Origin of the sequence: Brevibacterium ammoniilyticum, from assembly GCF_038429965.1 — a bacterium.
In the GTDB taxonomy this organism is placed as follows: Bacteria; Actinomycetota; Actinomycetes; order Actinomycetales; family Brevibacteriaceae; genus Brevibacterium; species Brevibacterium ammoniilyticum.
The window spans coordinates 145328-171644 of record NZ_BAABNP010000008.1 but is presented as its reverse complement, the minus strand read 5'-3'; the positions used below and the strand labels follow the sequence as shown (position 1 = coordinate 171644).

Genomic DNA, 26317 nt, shown 5'->3' with positions numbered 1-26317 from the left:
GCGTGAGGTCCGACGTCTGACGTCCAGCCGGTTCTCAGGATCGGGAGACCCCGGTCAGGGACTCCGGACCTCTGCAGAGAATACTGGGAGGCGACACACGTTCTTGGAGGTACTTTGGCGTCGCATCAGAGAGACGAGCACAACCCGACCGATCCCGCAGCCGGCAGCGGCGCAGCGGGATCGACGCCGTCGTCGGAGCCGACGCCCGGCACCCAGCCCTCGCACACCCTGCCGCTCATCACCGAGGAGATGACGGCCGCCCACCCGGCGACGACCCCGGTGATGCCGCCCAACCCGATCCGCCACGACACCGCCGCCCAGACGGCAGCTCAGCCGGCGGCGACACAGCACACGGCGACGACTGCCGCGCAGCCGACGGGCGCTCAGCCAGCCGCTCAGCCGACAGGCACGGAGGCGACCGCGGTGGCTCCGGCGCTCGCTCAGGAGACGACGAAGCTCGAGACGACCGACGACTCCGATGACGAGAAGGGCGAGAAGAAGGAGAAGGGCGGCAACGGCATCTCCGCGACCCAGCTGCTCGCCGGCGCGGGTGCGGCGGCGACCTCCTCGGTCATCGGCGGACAGCTCGGCGTGGCCGGCACCGTCATCGGTGCGGGCATCGCGAGCATCGTCACCGCCATCGCCGTCAGCCTCTACAGCAAGAGCATCGAGAAGGGCAAGGAAGCGGTCAAGGAGGTCGGGGCGAAGCTCGCGCCTGCCGTGAAGAAGGGGGCAGGGCTCCCGCTCGCCGCCGGTGGTGCCGCGGCCGGTGCTGGTGCTGCCGCTGCGGCTGCTGGCGCTGCAACCGCGAACCCGGGCACCGCGAACCCCGCCGACCCCGATGCAACCGCCGTCTACGGCACGACTCCCGCCACTACTCCGAACCCTGTCGACCCTGACGCCACGGCCGTCTATGGCGCCACCCCGGCGACCACCCCGATCGATGCCGAGGGTGATCGCAGCGACACCGCGTTCGGCAACCTCGACGAAGCCGAAGCGCAGGCCGAAGCGGCCGCCGGCACGGAGGCCGAGGACGAACCGAAGTCGTGGTGGCAGAAGCTCAAGCGCAAGCGCGTCCTCTACCCGGTCGCGATCGGTGTGGCTGCCTTCGGCATCGGCCTCGGCGGTGTCGTCATCGCCGAGAACCTCACGGAAGCCGACATCTCTCCGGGCACCTCGGAGATCTCGAAGTCGGTCACCGGCGGAGGCGGCGGCGAAGAGTCCGGCACCTCCCAGGATGGTGGCAGCGACGGCGGTTCGGGGTCATCGAACTCCGGGTCGAACGGGCAGAACGCGAACCAGAACTCGGGCAGCGACAGCAGCTCCTCGACGACCGGTGAGAGCGACCAGTCCTCGACCTCCGATTCACAGGGTGACCAGACCGGAACCGATCAGGGCACGAACTCGAGCAGCGACACCAGCGGCACGAACTCGGACACCTCCGGCTCCAGCAGCTCCGGGTCGGATTCGTCGACCAGCTCGGACGGGTCGAGCAGCTCGGGCAGCGACTCCGGCACCTCCGGCTCCGGCAGCAGCAGCTCCGGTGGTTCCGGATCGGGATCAAGCGGCTCAGGCTCGAGCGGCAGCGGAAGCGGAAGCGGCTCGAGCGGCTCCGGGAGCTCCGGCGGCGGGTCGGGCTCCGGCTCCGGCGGATCCGGTTCCGGATCCGGCGGCAGCGCCGCAGCCGGCCAGGGCTGAGTTGCCCGGCCATGGCTGAGCCAGCGCACAGCTGAGCCGGCCCAGCGCCAATCGCACCTGCGCCGGGCGGTCATCGCGACCGCCCGGCGCATTGCCGTCCTCGGCCGGGATGGCTAGCCTGAGAGTGTGAGCACACCAGAAGCATCCAAGTTCGGGCTGTCGGCACGCCGATAGCCCGATAGTCCTCAGCGCGCATCACGCACCGCAGGCCCGGCGTCGGCAGTGCCCTTCGGAGAACCCACTCACTGCTCATCCGAAAGGTCGGCTCATGCCTGCTCTGCTCAACTTCCTTGCCCTTGCCGTCTTCGCGCAGGGCACATCCGAGTTCGTCCTCGCCGGGCTACTCGCCGACATCGCTGCGGACCTCGGCATCCCTCTCGCCGAGGCGGGGCTGCTCACCACTGCCTTTGCCGTTGGCATGGTCCTCGGCGCTCCGGTTATGGCGGTCTTCGCCCGCCGGCTCTCCGCCCGTACAGCGCTGACCTCGTTCCTCATCGTCTTCGTCGCCGCCCACATCGCCGGAGCGCTGACCGGCTCGTTCCCCGTGCTCCTCCTCACCCGTGTCATCGCAGTAGTCGCCAACGCCGGCTTCCTCGCAGTCGCACTCGCTCTCATCGTCCGCATCGTCGAGGCGCGCCGACGGGCCAGAGCCGTCGGTGTCATCGTCGCGGGGACGACGCTCGCGCTCAGCGCCGGAGTGCCTGCAGGGGCCGTGCTCGGTGCAGCCTTCGGTTGGCGGTCTGCGCTGTGGGCGATCGCTGTTCTCTGTGTGCCGGCCCTGTTGGCCGTTCTCACCGCGCCGTCGGGCACCGAGGGAGAACAGCGACCGACGCTGCTCACCGAACTCGCCGTCCTGCGCTCCCGCCCTGTCCTCGGCGTCATCGCGGTGACTGTCCTCGTCAACGCTGCGACGTTCGGTGCGTTCACGTATCTCGCTGTTGTCGCCGAGGCGGGACTCGGATTTCCGTCCCCCGCCGTACCCGTCCTGCTCTGCCTCTTCGGCATCGGCGCCTTCGCCGGTGTCACTCTTGCGGGCCGGTTCGCCGATGCGCACGGGGTGACGATCGTCAGCGTTCTCAGTCCGTGCCTCGTGCTCGTGTGGGCGGTTCTCGCGGTGGTGGTCGCGAGCGCCGGGACAGGTGCGCAAAGTGGGAGCGGCCACCTCGGCGAGGGGCTCCTCTGGGTGCTCACGCCGGTGGTCGGGGCACTTTCCTTCGCTCTCGGCAGCACGCTCGTCGCCCGGATCGTCGCCGAGGCCCGGCAGGCGCCGAACCTCGGCGGAGCGTTCGCGACGGCAGCCCTCAACCTCGGTGCCTCGATCGGGCCGGTCGCCGCGGGACTCGCGCTCACCCGCCTCGGCGAGGCCGGCCCCTTCACGGTTGCCGCGGTCGGTGTGGGGCTCGCCCTCGGAATCTGGCTCCTCATCCGTCGGGCAGGAATCCTTGCGCCCGACTGAGCAGGGGCCATACTGGGGGAATGCCGGAACTGCCCGAAGTCTCAGCGCTCGTCGAATTCCTCCGGCCCCGCGTGGTCGGCGACTTCATCGCGCACATCGACATCGCCGAGCTCGCGCTGCTGCACACGGCCGACCCGCCGCTCGACGCCGTCATCGGCCTCGAGATCACCGGCGTCACCCGGGCCGGCAAGGCGCTCATCCTCGAATTCGAGGGTCTCTTCCTCGTCTGCCGGTTCGCCCGGGCCGGGTGGCTGGTCTGGCATGACGTTGTGCCGACAGGGCCCGTGCGGATGGGCAAAGGGCCCCTGGGGATGCGGGTCGGCCTCGCCTCGGGTGCCGGGTTCGACCTCACCGAGGCGGGGACGAAGAAGAACGCGTCGGTCTCCCTCGTCCGCGACCTCGGTGAGGTCGAGGCGATCGCGAACGCCGGCCCCGACGCGCTTGATCTGTCGGCCGAGGAGTTCGCCGAGGTGCTCGCGGGCAGTCGTGCGCGCATCAAGACGGTGCTCGAGGACCAGTCGCTCATCGCGGGGATCGGCAATGCGTTCTCCGACGAGATCCTCCACACCGCGAAGGTCTCACCGTTCGCCACGGCCGAGAAGGTCGACGCCGCGGTCGTCCACGATGCGATGGTCTCGGTGCTCACCTCGGCTCGGGACGCCGTGGTCGGTCTGCCGCCGTCGAAGGTCAAGGCCGCGAAGAAGAAGCTCCTGCGGGTCCACGGGAGAACGGGGGAGACGTGTCCTGTGTGCGGGACGACGATCGCCGAGGTCTCCTTCGCCGACAAGTCCCTCCAGTACTGTCCCGGCTGTCAGACCGGCGGCAAACGGCTGAGCGACCGACGCATGGACCGTCTGCTCAAGTAGCGTGCGTCTGTGCGCGCCGCAGCAGCGGCCGCATCGCGAGCAGACCGAGCGCCGGACCCAGCAGCAGCAGCCACAGGGCGGGCTCGCCGACCACGGTGAGCACACCCTGGAGGAGGACGATGCTGATGACGCTCACGCCGAATCCGATCGAGTTCATCGCCGTCAGCCCGGTGCCCGTGAGGTCATCGGGGGCGAAGGTCGAGGCGAGTTCGGAGAACTGCGGGGAGTCCGCGACGACGAAGAGCCCCCACAGCAGCAGGACGACGACGGACAGTACGGGAATCCCCGGCAGCAGGGGATAGAGCAGGCACATGAGACCCGACCCGGCCAGGGCAGTCGCAGCCACTCGCGCACTTCCTGCCCTCCGGCTCACCACCCCGCCGAGAATGCAGCCGAGCGTACCGACGGCGATGATCGCGAAGCTCGTGGCAGCCACACCGGTGGCCTCGACCCGCGCCGAGAGCGCCGTGAGAGTGAGCGTCGGCACGACCGCCCAGAACGCGTAGAGCTCCCACATGTGACCGACATAGCCGAACACGGCGGCACGATACCCGCGGTCGGAGAAGAGCCGGCGCAGAGCCGAGTCCCGGCCCGGACCCGCACCCTCGCCCCGTGCCGACTGAGGGGATGACGGGGACTCGGGAACCGCCTCGGCGGGGCCGCTCTTCCCGCCGATCGAGGCGATGAGCACGGCCCCCACCACGGCGAGCCCGGACGAGCCCCACATGATCGCCTGCCACGGCAGGTCGGTGCCGAGTGCGGCCAGCAGTTGGGGTATCGCGGTGCCAAGCGCGAGCATGCCCACGAGCCAGCTCAGCGCCTGCGCCGACCGCGCTCGGGCCCGCTTGACGATCATCTTCATCCCCATCGGGTAGATGCCGGCCAAGCACACCCCGACGGCGAACCGGGCGATCCACACGAGGGCGAGATTCGGGGCGAGCAGCGTCCACCCCAGATTGAGACCCGCCCCGAGGAGGCTTGCGACGATGAAGATCCGCTCGGGTGCGAACCGGTCGGCGAGGCCGGTGAGGGCGCTGACGAGAGTGCCGACGATGAACCCGATCTGGGTCGCCGCGACAAGCCACCCGAACTGGGCGGGACCGGCGTCGAGCCAGGCCGAGAGTCCAGCGGCGGCTCCGCTGGGACTGAACCACAGGGCCGTCCCGAAGCACTGCGCGACGACGATCGCGACGACAGCGGACCGTGCGGTCATCCGGCGGCGTCCGGGCGGTGCGGGCAACGATTCTCCTCGGCGATGAGGCGGCAGGTCAGTTGCTGCTCATCCTAACGGGCAGGGGCCAACCGCACCTGTCGTAACCGGCGATGCCGGGGACGCACAGTCCCTGGTCTCACTCCCGGCAGCAGTGGCCTCCGGACTCCGGCGCGGGAACGTCGAGGACCGGGGAGCGGTCGAAGAACCCCTCGGGACGCAGCGAGAACCCGACGGTGTCGACGGGCATGATCGGCCAGTCCTCGATGCGCGGGAAGTGCGTGAGCCCGAAGGTGTGCCACACGACGATGTCCTCACCGTCGATGTTCCGATCCGCGGCCGTCCACGTCGGCAGACCCCCGTGACCGGCATGCTGATTGGGGAAGTCCCCGGTCGGGTACCGTTCGTCGACGGCGTACTGGCTCACCCACAAAGCCTTCGAGGCGAACGTCGCCCGCTTGTGCACCGAGGAGTCCTCCGCGGCGAGCAGAGTCGGCAGACCGGTCGGATGGAGTTTGTAGGCGACCGGTTCGCCGAGGCGGTTGATCGACTCCGGGTTCGAGACCACCCAGGTCCGGGCGACCGACTGATCGGCGTCGCGTTGGGCGGCCAGTTCTGTCGCGAGCACGGTGCGCTTGCGGGTGAACGCGTTGCCGCGCGGATTGGTCTCCGAGACCGGCAGGCGGACGACGTCCTCCTCCTCGACCCGGCAGCCGCCGTCGTCGAGGGCGAAGTCGAGCCGGGCCCCGAAGAGATGCTGGTGGAACGGGGCGCCGAGTCCCGGGGCGATCTCCGAGGCGAAGTCGCTCGAGCCCTCGGGTAGGGCGGAGGTGAAGACGACGCCGGTCGCCTTGGCCTCGAACTCGATCGTCCCGTCGAGGTAGAGGTACCAGTAGAACCCGTAGTCGTAGTTGCCGACGGTGGTGAAGAACGAGACGACGAAGCGCCGGTTGCGCCGAGTGTAGGCCACCCCCGACCACAGGTCGGAGTGCTTGGCGAGGATCGACGCATCCTCCTCGTGCATGCAGATGCCGTTGACGATCTGCCTCGGTTCGCCGAGGTTGTTCACCACCCACGGGGAGAGGTAGGTGATGTCGCCGAGGCAGTCGCAGCCGAGTTCGAGGGAGTTCGCCCACTGCCCGACGAGGTACTCACCGGTGTCGAAGTAGTTCTGCCACGAGCGCACGGGGGAGGGGTCGCCGTAGGGGACGACCATCTCCGCGATCGCCGCCCGGTGCAGGATCATCCGCCGTTCATCGCCGTCGTCGAAGGCGATGTTGTGGAGCACGAGTCCCTCGCGCATGTCGAAGCCGACGTCGAAGGACCACTTCTCCCATTCGATGTGGTTGCCGTCGGTGACCGTGAAGCTCGGCCCTTCCGGCTGGGTGATCTCGATCGGCTTCTGCGTCTGCCGGATCGGGCCCGTGAGCTCGGGGTCCGTGTAGTTGCCGTGTTCGGCGGGCACCGGCATGACGCCTAGGTCGAGCACCTGGTCGACGGTGCGATGGGTGACGTCGACGTAGGCGACGAGGCCGTCGATCGGGTGCGCCCACGCACTGTCGGTCTCGTGCTGCTGGTGGAAGGCGAGCCCGCGCAGGATCCGTCGGCCCCGCTCCTCCGGATACTCGAACACCCCCGCCGACAGCGGGGCGACGCGGACCTCGTTCAGCGGGATCCCGCGCCGGGCGATCGCCTCCTGCCAGGCAGGATCCTCGCTGAGCACCTGCTCGACGATCTCGAACTCCTCCTCCATGACGGGGAACTCACCGGCGAGGGAGGAATCCACCTCGGTGACGGATTCGACGGCGCCGTGGGTCGCGGAGACGACGATGTCGCGGGCCGTGCCGGCGATCTTGTCGATGACGAAGGTCCGGAATCTGCGGTCGATGTTGGTCGCCTCCCGGGACTCTCCGCGCACCGGATCGAGCAGGCCCATATAGGCCATCCGCGCCGAGGCGGGGAAGAGGCCGGCTGCACGCAGCACCTCGGTGACGGCGGTGATCTCTGCCTGACTCGGCAGGGAGAACGGGGTCGCGGCGACGTCGGTCGTCGTGGTGGTGTGGGCGGACATGAGGCACCTTTGCATCTGCGGGCGGCTGCACCCGGGGAGGTGTGAGCCGGATCACGCTATAATCTACATGCGTAGAGAATAAAGTCAAGGTCGCCAGGAGGATCCATGCCCAAGATCGTCGACTACGCCCAGCGGCGCCGCGACCTCGTCGAAGCGACGACGCGCATCATCGTCCGGCAGGGGCTCTCGGGGACGACGATGCGCGACATCGCCGCCGAGGCCGGCTTCGCCAACGGCGTCGTCAAGTCCTACTTCGGCTCGAAGGCCGACCTCCTCGCCGCGACCTACATCGACGTCTACGAGGCGACGAACGCCCGGGTGGCGCTGGCGACCGAGGGGCTCCGGGGTCTGACCGCCCTGCGCGCGTTCGCCGCCGAGGTCGTCCCGACGACCCCCGCACTCCACGATGAGGCCCGCGTCGTCCTCTCCTTCCTCGCTGAGGTGGCCCAGGACCCCGATCATGCCCGCGCGGTGAGTGCGACGATGGTGCGCTGGCGCGAGTGGATCCGCGGCTGGCTCGCCGAGGCTCGGGCGGAGGGGGAGTTGGACGCCGAGGTGGTCATCGAGTCCGAAGCCGACGTCCTCCTCACCTACCTCCTCGGCGCTCAGACGACGTCCATCCTCGGCGGGGAGGGCTTCGACTTCGCCGGGATGCGCACGCAGCTGACCTACCTCATCTCCCGGCTGGAGGCTAGAGTGAGCCGCAGATGAGCGCCGACACCGACGTCGGCGCGCCCAAGGCAGGTGACTCACCCATGCTCCACGAAGGCACGGCTCGGGACTTCGACGGCTGGCGCAGCCTCGTCTCGGACTCCTTCGTCCCGCTCGAGACCGAACCCCAGCGCCGAGGCGGCTTCACCGGGCGCATCAGCGCCCGCGACTACGACGCCGTCGTCATGTCCCACATCGCAGCCGAGCCCCATGCGGTGCTGCGCACCCCTGAGCTCATCGGCCGCGGCAGCGACGACTACTTCAAGGTCTCCCTCCAGCTCAGCGGGCACGGACTGCTCATCCAGGACGGGCGCGAGGTGGCGTTGGCGCCGGGGACGCTGGCGATCTACGACACCTCCCGGCCGTACACGCTCAGCTTCGACGCCGCCTTCTCCTCCTACGTCATGATGTTCCCGCAGTCGCGGGTCACCCTCCCCGCCGACGCCGTCGGGCAGCTCACGGCGACCGCGATCGGCACCGACCACAGCCTCGGCGAGGTCGTCACCGGGGTCATCGCCCAGGCCGGGACGATGCTGCCCGGCCTCACCCGATCGGTGGGAGTGCGGTTGGCCGGCAACGTCGTCGATCTGCTCACGACGGTCATGGTCGATGAGCTGAACACCACCGCCGAGGCGGTCGATGAGCGGGCGCGGCTGCGGGCTCAGGTCATCGCCCACATCGACGCCCACCTCGCCGACCCGCAGCTGAGGCCGCAGACGATCGCGGCCGCGCACTTCATGTCGGTGCGCGCCCTCCACCAGCTCTTCGAGGGTCACGAGTCGGTGGCCGGGGAGATCCGGCGGCGGCGCATCGAACGGTGCCGGAGCGATCTGGCCGATCCGCTGCAGGCGCATGTGCCCGTGGCGGCCATCGGGGCGAGGTGGGGCTTCGGGGATCCCGCGCACTTCTCCCGGGTCTTCCGCCGCGCCGTCGGGCAGCCGCCGGCCGTCTACCGGCGGACCGCGCTCAGCCGGACCGCACCCACTCGGCCGGCGGCGCACTGAGGCGTCGGCTGAGCGCTGCGCTCACGGTCAAGGGATCTGCTCCCAGAGCCAAGACGCGGGGAGCCGATCCGGGGCATGCTGGCAGGGACATCGTCGTCTGTTAGGTGGATCACATGAGCGCAGATATGGGGCAGCGTACGGACCCGGCCCCCGCCTCGGCGAGGCTCGAAGGCAGGCGCATCGGCACGCCCGCACTCGTCTTCATGATCATCGCCGCCTCGGCGCCGCTGACCGTCGTCGCCGGCGGGGTGCCGAGCAACTTCGCGGTCACGGGACTGCTGGGGATCCCGCTCTCGTTCGTCCTCCTCGGCGTGGTCCTCATCCTCTTCGCGATCGGGTACGCGGCGATGAGTCGGCACGTGCACAACGCGGGTGCGTTCTTCGCCTACATCGCCAAGGGGCTGGGGAAACCGGCCGGGGTCGGGGCGGCGCTGACCGCGCTCGTGGCCTACAACGCGATGCAGATCGGGATCGCCGGGATGTTCGGGTTCGTCCTCTCCTCGCTGCTCGACTCGCTCTTCGGGCTCACGGTTCCCTGGGGCGTGTGCGCGCTCATCGCGTGGGCTGTCGTCGGACTCATGGGTGTGGCCCGCGTCGACTTCTCCGCGAAGGTTCTCGGCATCATCGTCTCCGCCGAGTTCCTCATCGTCATCGTCTTCGACCTCATCGGTCTCATCCAGAGCCCCGAGGGCGTCACCGCCGACGGCCTGCTGCCCGATCAGCTCTTCGCTCCCGGGGTCGGGGCGGCGCTGGCGTTCTCGATCGCGGCGTTCATGGGCTTCGAATCGGGGGCGATCTACAACGAGGAGGTCAAGGATCCCAGGCGCACGGCCGGGCGGGCGACGATCATCGCGGTCAGCCTCATCGCCGGGTTCTATGCGCTCTCCGCGTGGGCGATGGTCGTCGCAGTCGGCCCGTCCCAGGTGATCGGGCAGTCGCAGGAGCTCGGTCCCGACCTCATGTTCGCCTTCCTCGCCGAGCATGCTCCGGTGTGGTTCGTCGACCTCGCGAACATCCTCTTCCTCACCTCCCTGCTCGCCGCCCTCGTCGCCTTCCACAACATCGTCGCCCGCTACTTCTTCGCCCTCGGTCGTGACCGGGTGCTCCCGGAGTTCCTCGCCCGCACGTCGCGGCGTTCGGGCGCACCGGTGGCGGGGTCCTTGGCCCAGTCGGGGCTTGCGCTCATCGTCATCATCGTCTTCGCGCTCGCCGGGGCCGGCAGCACGGACCCGCTCTTCCCCGTCGTCACCCTCTTCACGTGGCTGACGAACATGGGGGCGTTCGGGCTCGTCCTCCTCATGAGCCTGACCGCGCTCGCGGTCATCGGCTTCCTCCGGACCCGTCGGGACGAGTATTCGACGTGGACGCGGATCGTCGCGCCCGGCATCGCAGCGCTCGGGCTCATCGCGCTCTTCGTCGCGATCGTCATCAACTTCGACGTCCTCATCGGCGCCGCGGAGCCGACCGTGCTCTCGTGGCTGCTGCCCGCCCTCGTCCTCGTCCCCGGCCTCGTCGGGACGCTGTGGGCGCTCGGCCTGCGATCGCGTGACCCCGGGCTCTATGCAGGCATCGGCTCCGGTGGGAGTCTGGGGTGAGAAGGACTTACGCCGCTGAGGCACCACCCGCTCCCACCGCATCCCGCCAGCTCCTGCTTCTACCGCAAGCCGCCGCCCGTTACAACCCTTCACCACCTCAAGGAGAATCATGACCACCGACTCCACCGCCCAGGCCGAGAACACCGCCCCGGCCGCCGACCTCACCACCTTCGACGGACTGCTCGCGGCGATCACCGACCCGAACGGTCGCGAGATCCTCGATCCCGCAACCGGGGCTCTCGTCGGTTGCACCCGTGAGGGCAGCGTCGCCGACATCGATACCGCCGTCGCTGCCGCTGCCGCCGCCCAGCCCGCGTGGGCTTCACGTCCCGTCGCGGAGCGCAACGACCTTCTCAACAAGGCCGCCGACGCGATCGAGGCGTCTGCCGAGGCGCTGGCCGAGCTGCTGTCCCGGGAGCAGGGCAAACCGCTCAACGGCCCGAATGCCAGGTTCGAGGTCGGGGCGTGTGCGGCATGGCTGCGGGCGAATGCCGCGTTCGTCCTCGAACCCGAGATCCTCGTCGATGAGGACGGCACGCATGCGGAGCTCCACTATGCCCCGGTCGGCGTCGTCGGAGCGGTCGGGCCGTGGAACTGGCCGATGATGATCTCCGTGTGGCAGTTCGCTCCGGCGCTGAAGATGGGCAACACCGTCGTCCTCAAACCGTCGGAGTACACGCCGCTGTCGGTGCAGGCCCTCGTGGCTGTCGTCAACCAGGTGCTGCCTGCTGATGTGCTCACCGTGGTGCCCGGTGACGGGAAGGTGGGGGCGGCGCTGACCGATCATGACGGGGTCGACAAGATCATGTTCACCGGATCGACGAAGACGGGGCAGGCGATCATGCGATCGGCCGCGGACAGTCTGGCGAGGCTGACCCTCGAGCTCGGCGGCAACGATGCCGGCATCGTCCTCGCCGACGCGGACCCCAAGGCGATCGCCGCCGACCTGTTCTGGGGTGCCTTCATCAACACCGGGCAGACGTGTGCGGCGATGAAACGGCTCTACGTGCCCGAGTCCCTCTACGACCAGGTGTGCGAGGCGCTCGTCGAGGTCGCGGGGCAGATGCCGATGGGTGTGGGGCTCGAGGAGGAGAATGTCCTCGGGCCGCTGCAGAACAAGCAGCAGTACGACATCGTCGCGGGCCTCGTCCAGGCGGCGAAGGACGGCGGGGCGACGATCCTCCTCGGCGGGGATCCGCAGGGCGGGCAACCCGGGTACTTCTATCCGACGACGATCGTCGCCGACATCGACAACGACAATGCGCTCGTCGCCGAGGAGCAGTTCGGTCCGGTGCTCCCGATCGTCAGGTACACCGATCTCAACCAGGCGATCGTGTGGGCGAACGAGCTCGAGGTCGGCCTCGGCTCCTCGGTGTGGGGCAGCGACCTCGAGGAGTGCAGGAAGGTTGCGGCGCGTCTCGAAGCGGGGTCGACGTGGATCAACAAGCACGGAGCGATCGACCCGCGTGTGCCCTTCGGCGGGGTGAAGAAATCCGGCTACGGCCTCGAGTTCGGCCTCGAAGGCCTCAAGCAGGTGAGCGTCCCCCACGTCATCAGCTGGTAGGGGTTGCGGACGCGAGACGCTCGGCGGCGCATAGGAGGCAGGATGAACGGCCCGCCGAGGCGGTGTGTCAGAAGATGTTAGGGTAACCTATGTGCCGCTGACTCCCTCCTCCGGCGCGGCGCTGCTGCGTCGTGCGGTCCGCCGTCGTCTCCGCCTCCTCGTTCCCGGGGTCGTCGCGATGTCGCTGTGGCAGGTGTGCGAGGCGCTCGTGCCGGTGGCCATCGGCATCGTCGTCGATCTCGCGATCATTCCACTCTCGATCCCGATGCTCGCCGTCTCGATCGTGGGGCTGCTCCTCCTCTTCGCCGTCCTCAGCTACGGGTACCGCTTCGGTGCGCGGTGGTGCAATGCCGCACGCGAACATGAGGCGCACGCGCTGCGGGTCGAGATCACGCACGCGGCCCTCACCTCGGCGAACCTGCCCGCCGACCGAGCCTCCGGCGAAGTCCTCTCGATCGCCTCTGCCGACGCCGACACCGCAGCGCAGTCGTTCTCGCAGCTCGGGCGCGGCATCGCCGCCGTCCTCGGGATGATCACGGCAGCCGTCTTCCTGCTCATCGCCGACCCGGTCACGGGCCTCGTCGTCCTCGTCGCCGTCCCGATCGGCCTGGTCGTCGTCTCCCTGCCCGGCCGGTCCGTCTCGGCGAAGGCGAGCGCCCAGCTCGAGGCTGTTGCGCAGGCCGGACGCTCGGCTGCCGACCTCATGAGCGGGCTGCGCGTCATCAAAGCCCTCGGCGGTGAGTCATGGGCCGCCGCTCGCTACCGTGCCACCTCCGATGCCGCCGCCGAGGCGGGGGTGGCCACCGGTGAGCGCACCGGCCGACTCGCCGGCCTCGGCGCCCTCGTCATGTCCGTCGTCCTCGCGGTCGTGCTCGTCGTCGCCGGCCTCCGGCTCATCGACGGCCAGCTCAGCGTCGGAGCGCTCATCGGCATCCTGGGAATGACGGCGTTCCTCACCGAACCGATGCGCGCGCTCGCCGACATCGTCGGCCTCTTCGCCCAGTCCCACGGTGCCGCCGTCCGGATCTCCCGCCTCCTCACCGACATCGAGCACACCGACCGGAACGGCACCCAACCGAATGTCGCCGGAGCCGCCCGCGTCGACCGCGACCCCGCCGCCGTCACCTCCGCCGCGGCCGCCGGCCCCGCACCGGTCGAAGATCCGGCCCATCCCACCGACCCACAGAGAGGCGCAGCCTCACAGAGTCCCGGAGACCCCCAGCGTCCCGCGGAACCCGAGGTCTACCTCGGCGAGGCCGGTCTGACGGTGCGGAACTGGACGGTGGGGGAGCAACGGGCATGTTCGTTCGATGCGCCACTCGGGTCGCTCACCTGCCTCGTTGTCGAGGACCACGCGCGAGCGTCCGCGCTCGTCGCCGCGCTGGCGAACCACGCGCGGGAGCACCGCCGCGAGCACATCGTCGTCGTCCCGCACGCGGTCGACCTGTTCGAGGGGACGATCCGCTCGAACATCACTATGGTGCCCGGTGAGGCCGCCACACCCGGTGAGGTCACGACGCCCGGTGAAGCCGCGACGCCCGGTGGGACCGTCGACGCCGCGGTGCTTACCGCCTCGGGCACGGATGAGCTCCTCGACCTCGTCGACGGTGGGCTCGACCACAGGATCCGCGAACTCGGCGGCAATCTCTCCGGCGGTCAGCGTCAGCGCATCGCCCTGGCTCGCGCGCTCCACGCGGGCCCGCGCCTCCTCGTCCTCGACGAACCGACGACAGCCGTCGATGCCGTCACCGAGGCGCGCATCAGTGCGGGTCTCACCCGTCTGCGCAGCTCGGCGACGACGGCGACCGTGCTGCTCACGAGCTCCCCGGCGTTCCTCGCCGCCGCCGACACCGTCGTCTTCGTCCCGGCCCGTGGCGAGGTCCGCACCGGCACACATGCCGAGCTGCTCAACGACTCAGACGACACCTACCGCAAGGCGGTGACCCGATGAGCGCCCCGACGACCTTGCCGATCGCGTCCCGGCGGCAGGCGTTCTCCCGCCTGGTTCCACTGCTGCGCGCCCGCAGCGGGTGGATCGTCCTCCTCGTCATCGCCGGGACCGCGAACGCCGCGGCGGGTCTCGTCGGTCCGTGGGCGATCGGTCGCCTCGTCGACGAGCTGCCGCGCGGTGCCGGGGCCGAGGTGGTGTGGCAGTGTGCGATCGCCGTCGCGATCGCCGGTGTGGTCATGGCCGTGGGCACATGGATCGGTGCGTGGGCGCTCGCCCGGATCGCGATGCCCGCAGTCGCGCAGCTGCGCACCGAGGTCGTCGAGTCGGCGCTCTCGCTCGAAGCGCAGAAAGTCGAGCGGACGGGGACCGGTGACCTCGTCTCCCGGGTCGCCGACGATTCACGCATGATCAGCGAGGCGGCCGCACAAGTGCTGCCGATCATCGTCGAGTCGCTCCTCGTCGTCATCGTGTCAGCCGTCGGCATGGCCGCCATCGATTGGCGCCTCGGGATCGTCGGGCTCATCGCGCTGCCGATGTACTGGCTCACGCTGCGCTGGTATCTGCCGAGGTCGGAGCCGATCTACCGGGAGCAGCGGGCCGCGTTCGGTCGGCGTGCCGGGCGCCTCCTCGGCGGGTTGACCGGAGCGAGCACGCTGCGTGCCTACCGCGCCGAGGCAGGGGAGCTGCGCCGCATCGACGCGGCCTCCGGTGAAGCGCGGGACCTGTCGATCGGGGTGTTCCGGTTCCTCACCCGCGCCTTCAGCCGCAACAACCGCGCCGAGGCGGTCGTCCTCTCCCTCATCCTCATCGCCGGGTTCGCGCTCGTGTGGTTCGGGGAGTCGACCGCGGGCGCCGTGACGACGGCGGCGCTCGTCTTCCATCGTCTGTTCAATCCGATCGGTGCGCTCGTCGGCCTCTTCGATCAGGTGCAGTCGGCGGGCGCATCCCTGACCCGAATGGTCGGGGTCATCGAGGAGGCCGAGCAAGCGCCGAGGCGGGTCGCCGTCATTCCGCTCGAGGACCGGAGTGGGTCCGGTCGGAGAGGTCCGGCGCTCGTCCTCGACGATGTCTGGTTCTCCTATGACGACGGGCCGGTCCCGAGCCGCCCGGTGCTCTCGGGAGTGAGCCTGCACGTGGCCCCCGGTGAGGTCGTTGCCGTCGTGGGCACCACCGGGGCGGGGAAGTCCACCCTCGCGCGGATCATCGCGGGGCTCTCCTCGCCCACCCAGGGTCGTGCCGTACTCGTTCCTCCTGGGGCGGGCCCAGACTCCGACGCGCCATCGGGAATTGGCGCTGTGGCCGGCATCGGCACGGCACCAGGCATTTGCGCGGCGGCCGACGCCGACGACACTGCGGCCGGTCTCCCGCTGACGTCGCTGGCCGAGCCGGTGCTGCGTGAGCATATCGCGATGGTTGCCCAGGAGGTCCACACCTTCGCCGGGTCGGTGCGTGAGAATGTCGCACTGCCGGTGCCGGACGCAGATGATGCCGCGATCACCGCGGCACTGCGGACGGTCGGGGCGGAGTGGGCGTTCGACCTGCCTGACGGTCTGGCGACTGAGATCGGTGATGGGGGAACCCGGCTCAGCCCGGTCCAGGAGCAGTCGCTGGCACTGGCGAGGCTGGTGCTCGCCGACCCTGACTTCGCGATCCTCGACGAGGCGACCGCCGAGGCAGGTTCCGCCGGTGCTCATGTCCTCGAACGGTCTGCCCGAGCGGCACTGCGGGGTCGGGGTGCTCTCGTTGTCGCTCACCGTCTGAGCCAGGCCGAATCTGCCGATCGGGTTCTCGTCATGGAACACGGCCGCATCGTCGAAGAGGGCACGCACGCCGATCTGGTCGCGTTGGGTGGTCGGTACGCCCGTCTGTGGGAGGCGTGGTCGGGTTAGGCCGCTCGTGCAGATCGTTTGAATGTATGTGCGGATCGCTTGGACCCGTACGGATCGCATGAACCCACTCGGATCGCAAAGGGGAGTCAGAACGGCGGAGGTCCGCCGGGATCCCAGACCCAGCGCTTCTTTCGCGGTTCCTTGAAGATGATGCTTCCCTCCGCGTGGACCCACCCGGCAGCTCCGTCTCCGGCCGCGGGGCCCGGGCATTCATCGGCAAATCGTGCGTCGCCGGGTGTCGGTGGCGGTTCCTGCTCATCATCGCAGTCGATCGCGCCCGTCTCGATGGCCTGCATGAGTCGGGCCTGCTCGACGTCGACAGGGTTGTCCCCTGGAGAGAGGATCGCCTCCACTCCATGGGCGAACCGGTATTCGAGCACACCGGGACAGTCCATCCGCACCGCGTAACTGCAGTCCGTCTTCGCTTGGTGGTGGAGCTTGCACAGCGGGTGGAGGTTGCCGAAGACGGTCAGTCCGCCCGAGGCGGGATCGTCGTGGTCGAACGGGATGATGTGGTCGACTTCCGACGTCTCTGCTCGCCGTCGGCATCCGGGCACACTGCACCATTGCCATTGGGCGACGAGCGTCTGCCTCACCTGAGCGGGAATGTAGTAGGACATCGCCTTCGCGTCGATCGGGGTGCCGGTCGCGGGATCGGTGAGGATGCGGGTCCACGTCGAGCACTGGCCGGCGATCGCCCGAGCCACGTTCGCGGGGACAGGTGAGCCGTCGGAGAACGTGCCGGGCAGGTCGGCGTCTCCGATCAGGGAGATTGCCGGCACCGTGGTGATCAGCTTCGCCTGGCCGCCGAGCCAGAACGGCGTCGTCGGCATCGTCAGGCCCAAATAGTACGCGTATCGACCCTGTTCGTCTGGGTCGGAATCCTCGATCCGGGTCAGTTCCGCGTGCCTCGTGTCCGGCGAGCGAACGGAACCTTCCGGTCCATCGTCATCCGTCGAACGAGCATCGCCGACCGTCCGGTTCTCCGTGTCGTGACCAGTGCAGTCGACTGCGGGCGCGCTGCCGACGGGAACTGCATCATCGATAGGAATGACATTGCCGAACGAATCGGTGGCTGCTGCCTGGGCAGGAGCAGCTGTCCGTGCTCCGTTGAGATTGCCGACCGCCGGAGCGGCGGGTTCACCCTCATCGACGCGAACGCCTCCGGGTGCAGCAGGGTCGATTCCGGCGGATCCGACGGCCGCGTGGATCGCCTCGGCGAGGTCATGGACGGTTCGGGCATTCTCCAGGTCGAGGGGAATGTCTCGGGTCGAGTTCTGCCCGGTGTCGGTGTCGTGGGCGCGGATGTGGATGCGAGCCTGCGGGATGGTGCGGGTGAGGATGTCGAACATCAGGGCATCGATGCTGCGGTCGTCGTCGATGATCGCCCCTGCGGGCATCTGGTCGGCGAAGGCTGCGGTGCTGCCGTTGCGGATGGCTCTCGCGAAGGCCTCGATGCGCAGGTAGCATGCCTGCAGCTCTGCCGACGGTCCGGTCAGCGTCAGACACGCAGTGCCGTCGGGGTAGGTGTTGATGCCGACTCGACGGCGTTCGTGGGCCTGCTGGGTGCGCTCATCCTCGGGTTGGACGATCGAGACCTTGAGAGACAGGGACTTCCTGAAGGTCTCGACCGTGATGTCGGCTCGCCGTTCCTCGAGGTAGCAGTCGATGACGGGCAGGCGCTGGAGCTGGAGGTCCTGGCACATGCGGGTCGCGGCGATCGCATGCTCGATGGTGAACTCACCGGCGAGGCAGCGAGCGTAGAACTTCGGCAGCCCGTGGACGAGGGTCATCGCCGCGGTGACGTGAGCGTAGGTGGCGGGGATCGTCGAACCCCGGATCGCTGAGAGCTCGGCGATGTCCTCGGCGTGGGAGAGGGAATGGACCCATCCGTAGATGGTCTGGGTCTCCCGGAACTTCGGGAAACCGGGGAGTGGCGCCGCGGCAAAGGGATCAGACGCCGAGGCGGGGGCGGCTTCACAGTCCCCGGCAGTGGTCGCAGGGGCCGGGTCGGGGTCGACCTCGGAGACCCAGTCGGCGTCGGAGCCGTGGGCCCGGGCGTGACGGCGGGCGGTCTCGGTCAGCGAGGCGTGTCGGTAGGGGGATTCCGGGGAGGAATTGAGGAGATCGAGGTGAGCGATGACGTCGGTGAGGAAGAGGGAAGCGGTCGTCTCCCACGCGGCGAGCTGCGCGCGATCGCAGGCGCTGTAGACGGAGAGCGCATCAGCATAGGGGGAGTCAGGGTCGATGCGGAGGCGGCGAGTCCTCGACCGGTCGGGAGGCTCGTCATCGGCGGCACCAACACGAGGCCTCCTGGGGTTCGAGGGGTCCTTCATCGCCGGTCACCTGCCTTTCCACGCCTGTGTGGATCGTTGGTTCCAGTGTAGATCGCCTCAGAAATCGTGTCAATATATTTTTCGAAATAGATCCGAACTAATATTCATTTGAATTCAGAATGCTCAGCGAAAAACTCACGCCGACTCCCGGGTGTTCGGACTTTGATAGGTGGGTGGAAGTGGGGATCTCGATCGGGGGTTGCGATCGGGCGCGCCGGACCTTCGGGCGCGCCGGAGCCGACCGGCACGGGCGCACGAGAACGCCCTCCCACCTCGGTGAGCGAGAGGGGAGGGCGTTGGGGCTGGGGCCGGGACCGGGACCGGGTGCGGTCAGTCCTCGCGGTAGGCGTTGTCGATGGTCTCGGGCATGCCGTCGATGACGTCGACCTCTTCGATGCCGTCGTCGGAGAGGGCGTCGACGTCGAGGTCGTCGCCGCTGAGTTCGGCGACCTCGGAGTCGTCGTCGCCGTAGGAGACCATGTCGTCGCCGTCGCGGTTGCCCTGTTCGGCGGCGGTGATCGGGTCGGTGTCGAGGTCGCCGTCGAGTGCGGGAGCATCCTGTTCGTCATCCCAGCCGGCGTCTTCGATGAGCGCATCGTCGGCGCCTTCGACGCCGGTGCCCTCGGGACCTTCCGCGCCGGGTTCGACGTAGGGCTCGTCGTCGGAGTCCTCGTCCTCGATCTCGTCGAAGTCGTCCGTCTCAGCCTCCGCCTCGGCGGCGTCGGCGGTGCTCTCGAGTCCGTCGAGTTCGACTCCGGTGGGCTCGGCGTCGTCCTCTTCGATCTCCTCTTCGTCGAACTCGTCGTCCTGAGTGAGGAAGGCGTTCTCTTCGCTCTCGTCTTCCCAGGTGTTCTCGCCGGTCGGGGTCTCACTCATGGTCGCTCCTTGGATCGAGTCGGTTGCCTCCTTATTCTTACACCCTTCCCGCCCGGTTGGGGCAGGACGCCGAGGTGGCGGGGACGGGGCGAGGCCGCAACTGCCAAGCGCGGCCGCTCTCCGCGGTTGAAGCGAGCGAGCAGTGCGCGCACTGCCAGACCGAGAACTAGTCCGAGTCCGATGCCGCACCAGCCGATGACGACGGTCGCTGAGTTGAACTGCGATCGCCCGAGAGCCACGACTGCGTACTGCCCGAGTTCGACCGCGACGGAGACGCCGAGAGCAGTCGCCGTCGCCCATGAAATCGTCCTCAACCGGGAGAACAATCCGCTGGCAATGCCGATCGGTGCGAACATGAGCAGATTCATCGACTGCCAGTTCACCGAGGTGATCGCGCCGGGACTTGGAAGTCCCCATGTCCACACCCGGGTCGTGGGCAGGAGGGCATCGGCGGAGAAGGCCGAACTCGCCGGTGTCAGCGTCAGCGAGAGGATGAGGGCGAGGCAGACCAGCCAGAAGAGCACCGTCGACCGACGTTCGTCGATCCTGCGCGCGATCGGCCGCGACAACGCGACCGCGATGACGATCCCGCACGCGAACGCCGGAGGAGCGACGGGGAAGGCCTGCAGATACCTGGTCACTCATCGCCTTTCACGCGTAACAGTGTACGCAGACCGAAGGCCCCTCACTTCAGGCGCATGAGTCCCGCGTTCGTCGGGGCGAAACCGCACGCGTCGAAGTAGAAGCTGCGCAGGTGATCGTCGAAGTCGACGTGCAGCCATTCGCACCCGGCCGCCGTGGCGTTCTCGCGGGCGACGGCGATGAGGCGCCTGCCGATGCCGCGGCGCCGGACCCGTTCGGCCACCGCGGTGTCCTCGATGAACGCGTGGACACCGCCGTCCCAGATGACATTGACGAAGCCGACGAGCTCGTCCTCATCGCGGGCGGTCACCCACCCGAGGCTGAGCGTCGTCAGCGGGGTGAGCCAGTCGTCGTCGAGAACCCGGTGCTCGAATGCCTCGGCGTGGAGGACGTTGATCTCATCATCGGTCACCCGGCCGCGCCACTCGACGGCGACGGAATTGTCAGTCGCGGTGCCATCAATTGGAGCGGCGTTGTCGGAGGCGGGAGTGGGGTCGCCGGGAGCGAGATGCGCGTCGTTGCTCATGGGTGCATGCTAACCCCACCGGATTCGGGCACAGGTGAGTTTCGAGAGCTCAGTTCGCGAACTGAGCTGTAGAAACCAGAGTGAGCTCAACCTCGGAGAGCAGCCGACTGGGCGCCGCAGTGAGCGGCCGGGCCTGCCGTGAACGGCCGGGCAGGGCCTCGCGGACGACCGGCACACGTGAGTGCGGAGAGCCCAGTTCGCGAACTGAGCTGTAGAAACCAGAGTGAGCTCAACCTCGGAGGGTGGCCGGCCGTGCTTTTGCGGAGAGCGTCAGTGCCCCCGCCCCCACCCTGCAAACGCGAAGAACCCCGCGGAATCCGCGGGGTTCTTCTCTGGTGGCTCCGACCGGCGTCGATCCGGTGACCTTTCGATTTTCAGTCGAACGCTCTACCAACTGAGCTACAGAGCCGAGTCGCCGACATACGAAAAGTATGCCGAGAGAGACAAAGGCTCTTCCGAAGAAGAGCCTTATGCTCCGCGACCCTGACGGGACTCGAACCCGCGACCTCCGCCGTGACAGGGCGGCGCGCTAACCAACTGCGCCACAGGGCCTTGCTGTTGTGGTGACAGACCTTTCGATCCTACACCGTACCCCCAACGGGATTCGAACCCGTGTCGCCGCCGTGAAAGGGCGGTGTCCTAGGCCTCTAGACGATGGGGGCCTAGTTTGCTCTCGGATTCCCCGTGGGCAACGACGTTAAGCTTATCCCAACCTTTTCGAAGAATGCAAAGCGGGAACCGGTGTCCTCCGTCACAGCGTCCCGGACTCTGATCCGGACCCCGATCCCGGGTCCGATCCACCCCCTCGCCGAGGTGGCCCACCCCTCCCAGCGACCGCCTCGGCGAGCGTGGGGAGCGAGGGCGGGGAATGGTTAGGATCGGGGCATGGAACATCTGAGCGACGAGGAGTTCGAGGAGATCCTCGACGAGGCCATCGACGATCTGCCCGCCGGGGTGACCGACGAGCTCGACAACGTCGCCCTCTTCATCCAGGACGTCCCCGAGGACGGGAGCACGACGCTGCTCGGCCTCTACGACGGCACCCCGATCGGCGAACGCGGGCAGATGGGCCTCGAGATGCCTGACACGATCTTCCTCTACCGCGCCAACCTCATCGCCTACGCCGAGGACCGCGACCACCTCCGCGAAGAGATCGTCGTGACGATCGTCCACGAGATCGCCCACTTCTACGGCATCGACGACGACCGTCTCCACGAAATCGGTTGGGGCTGATCCCCGCCGGACCGGCACGCCGCCGCCGAGAAGACAAGGCTCCTGGCCCTATCCTCCCCGCGTGAACAGGAGGGAAACGGGCTACCGGGGAGTTCGCACAGGCCTTCGTGATTGGCGCTGGGCTTGACGTTTCGCCTATTGTGGGCGGGTACGGAAACAGCAATCGAAACAACATTCCGTCCGTATCGACGCGGGACGTTCGGGGCCGATCAGCCTCGACAGATGCACTCTGGACGTCCCGCCCGATCCACGGGCAGGAGGCACGATCCCCCCTATGACAGTTGCATCCAAACCGGCAAGCGCGGCAACCCCAGCCGTTCGAGTCCTCAATCTCGCAGGAATCGACTACAGCCTGCACAGCTTCGAGCACGACCCCGCCACCCGACGCTACGGCTCGGAGGCCGCCGACAAGCTCGGCGTCGGATCCGACCAGGTGTTCAAGACCCTGATGATCCAGGTCGACGGGGCCCCCGTCACCGCTCTCGTCCCCGTCTCCGGACAGCTCGACCTCAAGGCCTTGGCCTCGGCGCGGGGTGCGAAGAAGGCCCAGCTCGCCGGCGTCGCCGAGACCGAGCGCCGCACCGGTTACCCGGTCGGCGGCGTCTCCCCGTTCGGGCAGCGCCACGCCGTGCCCGTCGTCATCGACCGCACCGCGCTCGAGCACGCCTCCGTCTTCGTCTCCGCCGGCCGCCGCGGCCTCGAGATCGAGATCCGCCCCGAGGACCTCGTCATGCTCACCAACGCGCAGGTCGCGAAGATCGCCGCCCTTGACTGACGGATCCTCCCAGCCCGACCCAGACCGGCCCCGCTCAGGCCCAGCCCGCTCGGTCTCGGCCGCGCACCCTCAGGCCCATTCGACGTCGCCGACGTTCGGATGGGCCTGACCTGCAGTGAGGTCGGCGAACATCGTCAGGGCCGGGTCCACCTCGGCGACGGGAGCGAGGACGGTCAGGACCACCTCGGCGCCGTACTCGGCCCGCACCGACCAGCCCCGCATCTCAGCCGCCCGCTCGAGCGCGTTCGCCTGGGCGTAGTCGACCTCGGCCCGGATCGGCACGAGCTCCCGTTTCGTCACGACGGGGGCAAGATCCACTGCCGCCGAGGCGGCCTGACCGTACGCGCGCACGAGCCCGCCCGCCCCGAGCAGGGTTCCCCCGAAATACCTGGTGACGACCGCAACGACATAGGTGAGGCCGTGACCTGCGAGGACGTCGAGGATCGGAGCGCCCGCCGTGCCCGCCGGCTCGCCGTCGTCGCTGAAGCGCTGGGTGCGGGAATCGGGATCGAGGATGAACGCCGTGCAGTGGTGCCTGGCCTTCGGGTGGATCGACCGCTGCCCGGCGATGACCTCGCGGGCCTCCGCCTCATCGGCCACCGGGGCGACGAGGCCTAAGAAACGTGACCGTTTGATCTCGATCTCGGCCTCGGAGGTGCGGGTGATCGTGCGGTAGGGCATGGGCCTCACTCTAGCGAAGCCGTTCCCGTGCGCTGTGTCCTGCGAACTTCCTCGCGCTGCGCCCTGCGACCTGCCCCGCGGTGTGCTCTACGATGAGTCCAAGCGGCACCGTGACGGTGCGCTCAAGCCCGGATTCGACCACGGCGAAAGGCCAGCGATATGGAGCAGTTCAGCGAAGCGGAGATCGCGGAGATCAAGGACGAATCCGCCCGTGCCTACGACCTCGACCGGGCCCACGTCTTCCATTCGTGGTCGGCGCAGCGCACGCTCAACCCGATGACCGTCTCCCGCGCCGCAGGCTCTTACATCTTCGACGGTGAGGGCCGGCCGCTGCTCGACTTCTCCTCCCAGCTGGTGAATACCAACATCGGCCACCAGCACCCCAAGGTCGTCGCCGCGATCAAGGAGCAGGCCGACCTGCTCTGCACGATCAGCCCCGCCCACGTCAACGCCGCCCGGTCGGAGGCCGCCCGCCTCATCACCGAACGCACCCCGTCAGGCCTCGACCACGTCTTCTTCACCAACGGCGGCGCCGACGCCAATGAGCACGCGATCCGCATGGCCCGCCTGACCACAGGCAAGCACAAGGTTCTCTCCCGCTACCGTTCGTACCACGGAGGCACCCAGACGGCCATCAACGTCACCGGGGATCCGCGCCGGTGGAGGAACGACCTCGGCGACTCCGGTGTCGTCCACTTCTTCGGCCCCTTCCTCTACCGCTCCGAATTCGCCGCCACCACCGAGGCGGAGGAGACGGAGCGAGCCCTGCGCCACCTCGAGCGGACCATCGAACTCGAAGGCCCGTCGACGATCGCCGCGATCGTCCTCGAATCGATCCCCGGTACCGCCGGCATCATGATCCCGAGCTCGGAGTACATGCAGGGCGTGCGGACCCTGGCCGACGAGCACGGCATCGTCCTCATCGCCGATGAGGTCATGGCCGGCTTCGGCCGGACCGGGAAGTGGTTCGCCTTCGAGCACTTCGACATCGTCCCCGACATCATCACCTTCGCCAAGGGCGTCAACTCCGGGTATGTGCCGCTCGGCGGAGTGATCATGAACGACGACATCTATGACGCCTTCGCCGAGGTGGCCTACCCCGGAGGGCTGACCTACTCCGGGCACCCGCTCGCGTGCGCCGCCGCTGTCGCGACGATCGATGCGATGGAGAACGAAGGCATGGTCGACCATGCCGCGCGCATCGGCGAGGAGATCATCGGCCCCCGCCTGCGACAGATCGCCGAGGCGTCGAAGCACGTCGGCGAGGTCCGTGGAACCGGAGCGTTCTGGGCGATCGAACTCGTCTGGGACAAGGAGACGAAGGAGCCGCTCGCCACGTACGGCGGCGGCTCACCCGAGGTCGCCTCCGTGCTCGCAGCACTCAAGGAACGCGGCCTCGTCATCTTCAACAACTACCACCGCATCCACGTCGTCCCGCCGATCAACATCAGCGAGGACGACCTCGAGGCGGGCCTCGGGATCCTCGAGGAGGTTCTCACCGGCCTCGACTTCGACCGCTGAATGCGCTCATCTCAGCAACCCTCCGGGCGCTCAGCCACCCTGCGCCGGGTTGCCCAGCGCCCGGAGGGTTGCTGAGGCGGCTACCTGGCGTCGTGGGTGAACTCGCCGCCGAGGACGGTGGCGCGCACGGGGATGTCGGCGATCTCCGCAGGGGTCACCTCGGCGGGATGGGCGTCCAAGGCGACGAAGTCCGCGAGCTTCCCGCGAGCCAGCGTCCCCTTCGCAGCCCCCTGCCCCGAGGCGATCGCGGCGACCGAGGTGTAGGCGGCGACCGCCTCGGCGGGGGTGAGCCTCTCCGCAGCCGAGCCCATGACATCGCCCTCACGGGTGGCACGGGTGACGAACGCGCCGATGCCCCGCAGGGCAGTGCCGTCGGCGCACGGACGATCCGAACTGCCCGGCAACAGGACGCCTGAGTCGAGGAACGACTTCGCGCGGTAGAGCAGACGGCGGCGCTGCGGCCCGACGGAGCGGTTCATGCCGTCGCCGATCGCCGCAGCGAACGCGGCCTGCGGGGTCACGGCGATTCCGTGCTCGGCCAGGGTCGCCAGATGCTCGTCGTGGACCATCCCGGCGTGCTCGATCCGGTTGGGTACGGCCCGCCTGCCGTAGCGGTTCTGCGCCTCGACGATGGTCGCGATCGCCGCATCGACGGCGGCATCCCCGATCGCGTGGACGGCCAGTGACCACCCGGAGGCGTAGGTGTCGAGGATCTGGCGCCGCAGCGCCTCGGCGTCGGCCTGGAGGTAGCCGGGATGGTCGCGGCCCTCGTAGTTCTCCCGCAGCGCCGCGGTCTCCCCGGACAGCGCCCCGTCCATGAAGAACTTCACGGGGCCGATGCTGATCATGTCGTCGCCGAGGCCGGTGCGCAGTCCCGCGTCGAGGCCGATGCCGAACCCGTCGGCAGGGTGCGCGGCGATCGGATGGAGACCGTCGGCCTGCGGCATGAGCTGGGCCCGGGCGCGCAGCCTTCCCTCCTCGCGGGCGCGCAGGTATGCGGAGATCTCGATGGGGGAGTGGCCGATCCAGCCGTAGGCGATCCCGCACTCCCCGAACGAGGTGATGCCCTCTCTCGCGTACTGCGCGGTCGCGAGGTCGAGGGCGTCGACGATCGTCTCGAGCGAGTACGGGCGGATGAGGTCCTGGACGAGGCCCTGCGCGGTCTCCTCGACGAGTCCCGTCGGGTGTCCTGCGGCGTCGCGGACGACCTTCCCGCCGATGGGGTCGGTGAAGTCGGGCTCGAGGATCCCGGCCAGGCGCATCGCCGCGGTGTTGACGATCGCGGCATGCCCCGAGGTCTGGCGCATGAACAGGGGCCGGTCCCCGGTGATCTCATCGAGACGGGCCAGGTCCGGGTACTGCCCGTCGTAGTCGCGGTGCGCGTATCCGGTCGCATTGATCCATTCGCCCGCAGGCGTCGTCGCGGCCGCCGTCTTAAGCGCCGCGTAGACGTCGGGCAGTCCGCCGGGCATCGCGGTGACGTCGACGGAGGCGAGCGTGAGCCCGAACCATGTCGTATGGCAGTGGACGTCGTTGAAGCCGGGCAGCACGGTCGCCCCGCCGAGCGATTCGACCCGGTCGGCGTCGATGCCGTCGAGCTCCTCGTCGACGCCGACGATCCGGCCGGAGGAGACGCCGATCTTCGAGACCCTGGGCCGGGTCGGGTCAAGGGTGTGCGCGTCGAGATCGGTGAAGATCGCGTCGATTCTCAT

20 protein-coding genes and 3 tRNA genes are annotated in these 26317 nt (G+C 68.7%); 12 read left to right on the top strand and 11 right to left on the bottom strand.

Going from position 1 to position 26317, the window contains the following annotated elements; all coding sequences use genetic code 11:
* Positions 1 to 114: 114 nt before the first annotated feature.
* The 3 genes from AAHA49_RS11335 to AAHA49_RS11325 all read left to right on the top strand — a co-directional run bounded on the left by AAHA49_RS11335 (position 115) and on the right by AAHA49_RS11325 (position 4020).
* Positions 115 to 1698 carry a hypothetical protein gene (locus AAHA49_RS11335; RefSeq protein WP_342038352.1) on the top strand — a complete coding sequence of 528 codons (1584 nt, stop codon included), beginning with the start codon at positions 115 to 117 and terminating at the stop codon, positions 1696 to 1698.
* Positions 1699 to 1966: 268 nt separating this feature from the next.
* A complete protein-coding gene (locus AAHA49_RS11330) occupies positions 1967 to 3154 on the top strand; it encodes an MFS transporter (RefSeq protein ID WP_342038351.1) in 1188 nt (395 codons plus the stop codon).
* Between the two features lie 20 nt (positions 3155 to 3174).
* Positions 3175 to 4020, top strand: a complete 846-nt coding sequence (locus AAHA49_RS11325) for a DNA-formamidopyrimidine glycosylase family protein (RefSeq protein WP_342038350.1) — start codon at positions 3175 to 3177, stop codon at positions 4018 to 4020.
* On the opposite strand, the gene AAHA49_RS11320 is transcribed toward AAHA49_RS11325, so the two are convergent.
* Positions 4013 to 5260: an MFS transporter gene (locus AAHA49_RS11320; protein ID WP_342038349.1), complete on the bottom strand. Its 1248-nt coding sequence runs from the start codon at positions 5258 to 5260 to the stop codon at positions 4013 to 4015. The genes AAHA49_RS11325 and AAHA49_RS11320 overlap by 8 nt on opposite strands.
* A 109-nt stretch (positions 5261 to 5369) precedes the next feature.
* Positions 5370 to 7301, bottom strand: coding sequence for a primary-amine oxidase (locus tag AAHA49_RS11315; RefSeq protein ID WP_342038348.1), 1932 nt, complete (start codon positions 7299 to 7301; stop codon positions 5370 to 5372).
* A 105-nt stretch (positions 7302 to 7406) separates the two neighbouring features.
* Here AAHA49_RS11315 and AAHA49_RS11310 point away from each other — a divergent pair, with 105 nt between their 5' ends.
* The 6 genes from AAHA49_RS11310 (at position 7407) to AAHA49_RS11285 (ending at position 16015) form a co-directional block, all read left to right on the top strand.
* Positions 7407 to 8012, top strand: coding sequence for a TetR/AcrR family transcriptional regulator (locus AAHA49_RS11310; protein WP_342038347.1), 606 nt, complete (start codon positions 7407 to 7409; stop codon positions 8010 to 8012).
* Between the two features lie 44 nt (positions 8013 to 8056).
* Positions 8057 to 9016, top strand: coding sequence for an AraC-like ligand-binding domain-containing protein (locus tag AAHA49_RS11305; RefSeq protein WP_425286516.1), 960 nt, complete (start codon positions 8057 to 8059; stop codon positions 9014 to 9016).
* Between the two features lie 113 nt (positions 9017 to 9129).
* On the top strand, positions 9130 to 10611 hold the full coding sequence (locus AAHA49_RS11300; protein WP_342038345.1) for an APC family permease: 1482 nt from the start codon (positions 9130 to 9132) through the stop codon (positions 10609 to 10611).
* Positions 10612 to 10720: 109 nt separating this feature from the next.
* The gene (locus AAHA49_RS11295) at positions 10721 to 12175 is read left to right on the top strand and encodes an aldehyde dehydrogenase family protein (RefSeq protein ID WP_342038344.1); all 1455 of its coding nucleotides are present in this window, start codon (positions 10721 to 10723) and stop codon (positions 12173 to 12175) included.
* Positions 12176 to 12266: 91 nt separating this feature from the next.
* The gene (locus tag AAHA49_RS11290; RefSeq protein ID WP_342038343.1) at positions 12267 to 14126 is read left to right on the top strand and encodes an ABC transporter transmembrane domain-containing protein; all 1860 of its coding nucleotides are present in this window, start codon (positions 12267 to 12269) and stop codon (positions 14124 to 14126) included.
* On the top strand, positions 14123 to 16015 hold the full coding sequence (locus tag AAHA49_RS11285) for an ABC transporter ATP-binding protein (protein WP_342038342.1): 1893 nt from the start codon (positions 14123 to 14125) through the stop codon (positions 16013 to 16015). Before AAHA49_RS11290 ends, AAHA49_RS11285 begins: the two co-directional genes overlap by 4 nt.
* 86 nt (positions 16016 to 16101) lie before the next feature.
* On the opposite strand, the gene AAHA49_RS11280 is transcribed toward AAHA49_RS11285, so the two are convergent.
* The 7 genes from AAHA49_RS11280 to AAHA49_RS11250 all read right to left on the bottom strand — a co-directional run bounded on the left by AAHA49_RS11280 (position 16102) and on the right by AAHA49_RS11250 (position 21057).
* Positions 16102 to 18351: an HNH endonuclease signature motif containing protein gene (locus AAHA49_RS11280; RefSeq protein WP_342038341.1), complete on the bottom strand. Its 2250-nt coding sequence runs from the start codon at positions 18349 to 18351 to the stop codon at positions 16102 to 16104.
* Between the two features lie 330 nt (positions 18352 to 18681).
* On the bottom strand, positions 18682 to 19227 hold the full coding sequence (locus AAHA49_RS11275) for a hypothetical protein (RefSeq protein WP_342038340.1): 546 nt from the start codon (positions 19225 to 19227) through the stop codon (positions 18682 to 18684).
* On the bottom strand, positions 19224 to 19868 hold the full coding sequence (locus tag AAHA49_RS11270) for a VanZ family protein (RefSeq protein ID WP_342038339.1): 645 nt from the start codon (positions 19866 to 19868) through the stop codon (positions 19224 to 19226). The genes AAHA49_RS11275 and AAHA49_RS11270 overlap by 4 nt, the downstream gene beginning before the upstream one ends.
* A 44-nt stretch (positions 19869 to 19912) precedes the next feature.
* Positions 19913 to 20395 (bottom strand): GNAT family N-acetyltransferase, encoded by a 483-nt coding sequence (locus AAHA49_RS11265; RefSeq protein WP_342038338.1) that lies wholly within the window; start codon positions 20393 to 20395, stop codon positions 19913 to 19915.
* A 333-nt stretch (positions 20396 to 20728) separates the two neighbouring features.
* A tRNA-Phe gene (locus AAHA49_RS11260) sits at positions 20729 to 20804 on the bottom strand.
* 69 nt (positions 20805 to 20873) lie between these two features.
* Positions 20874 to 20947 (bottom strand) — tRNA-Asp (locus AAHA49_RS11255).
* Positions 20948 to 20984: 37 nt separating this feature from the next.
* Positions 20985 to 21057, bottom strand: a tRNA-Glu gene (locus AAHA49_RS11250).
* Between the two features lie 223 nt (positions 21058 to 21280).
* Here AAHA49_RS11250 and AAHA49_RS11245 point away from each other — a divergent pair.
* On the top strand, positions 21281 to 21628 hold the full coding sequence (locus AAHA49_RS11245; protein ID WP_339393154.1) for a metallopeptidase family protein: 348 nt from the start codon (positions 21281 to 21283) through the stop codon (positions 21626 to 21628).
* Between the two features lie 274 nt (positions 21629 to 21902).
* Positions 21903 to 22403, top strand: a complete 501-nt coding sequence (ybaK, locus tag AAHA49_RS11240) for a Cys-tRNA(Pro) deacylase (RefSeq protein ID WP_339393153.1) — start codon at positions 21903 to 21905, stop codon at positions 22401 to 22403.
* Positions 22404 to 22472: 69 nt separating this feature from the next.
* Here the strand turns inward: ybaK and AAHA49_RS11235 are convergent, their stop codons facing one another.
* Positions 22473 to 23084 (bottom strand): IMPACT family protein, encoded by a 612-nt coding sequence (locus tag AAHA49_RS11235; RefSeq protein WP_342038337.1) that lies wholly within the window; start codon positions 23082 to 23084, stop codon positions 22473 to 22475.
* A 159-nt stretch (positions 23085 to 23243) separates the two neighbouring features.
* Here AAHA49_RS11235 and AAHA49_RS11230 point away from each other — a divergent pair, with 159 nt between their 5' ends.
* Entirely contained in the window at positions 23244 to 24605 is a 1362-nt protein-coding gene (locus AAHA49_RS11230; protein ID WP_342038336.1) for an aspartate aminotransferase family protein, read from the top strand.
* An 80-nt stretch (positions 24606 to 24685) separates the two neighbouring features.
* On the opposite strand, the gene AAHA49_RS11225 is transcribed toward AAHA49_RS11230, so the two are convergent.
* Entirely contained in the window at positions 24686 to 26317 is a 1632-nt protein-coding gene (locus tag AAHA49_RS11225; RefSeq protein WP_342038335.1) for an amidohydrolase, read from the bottom strand.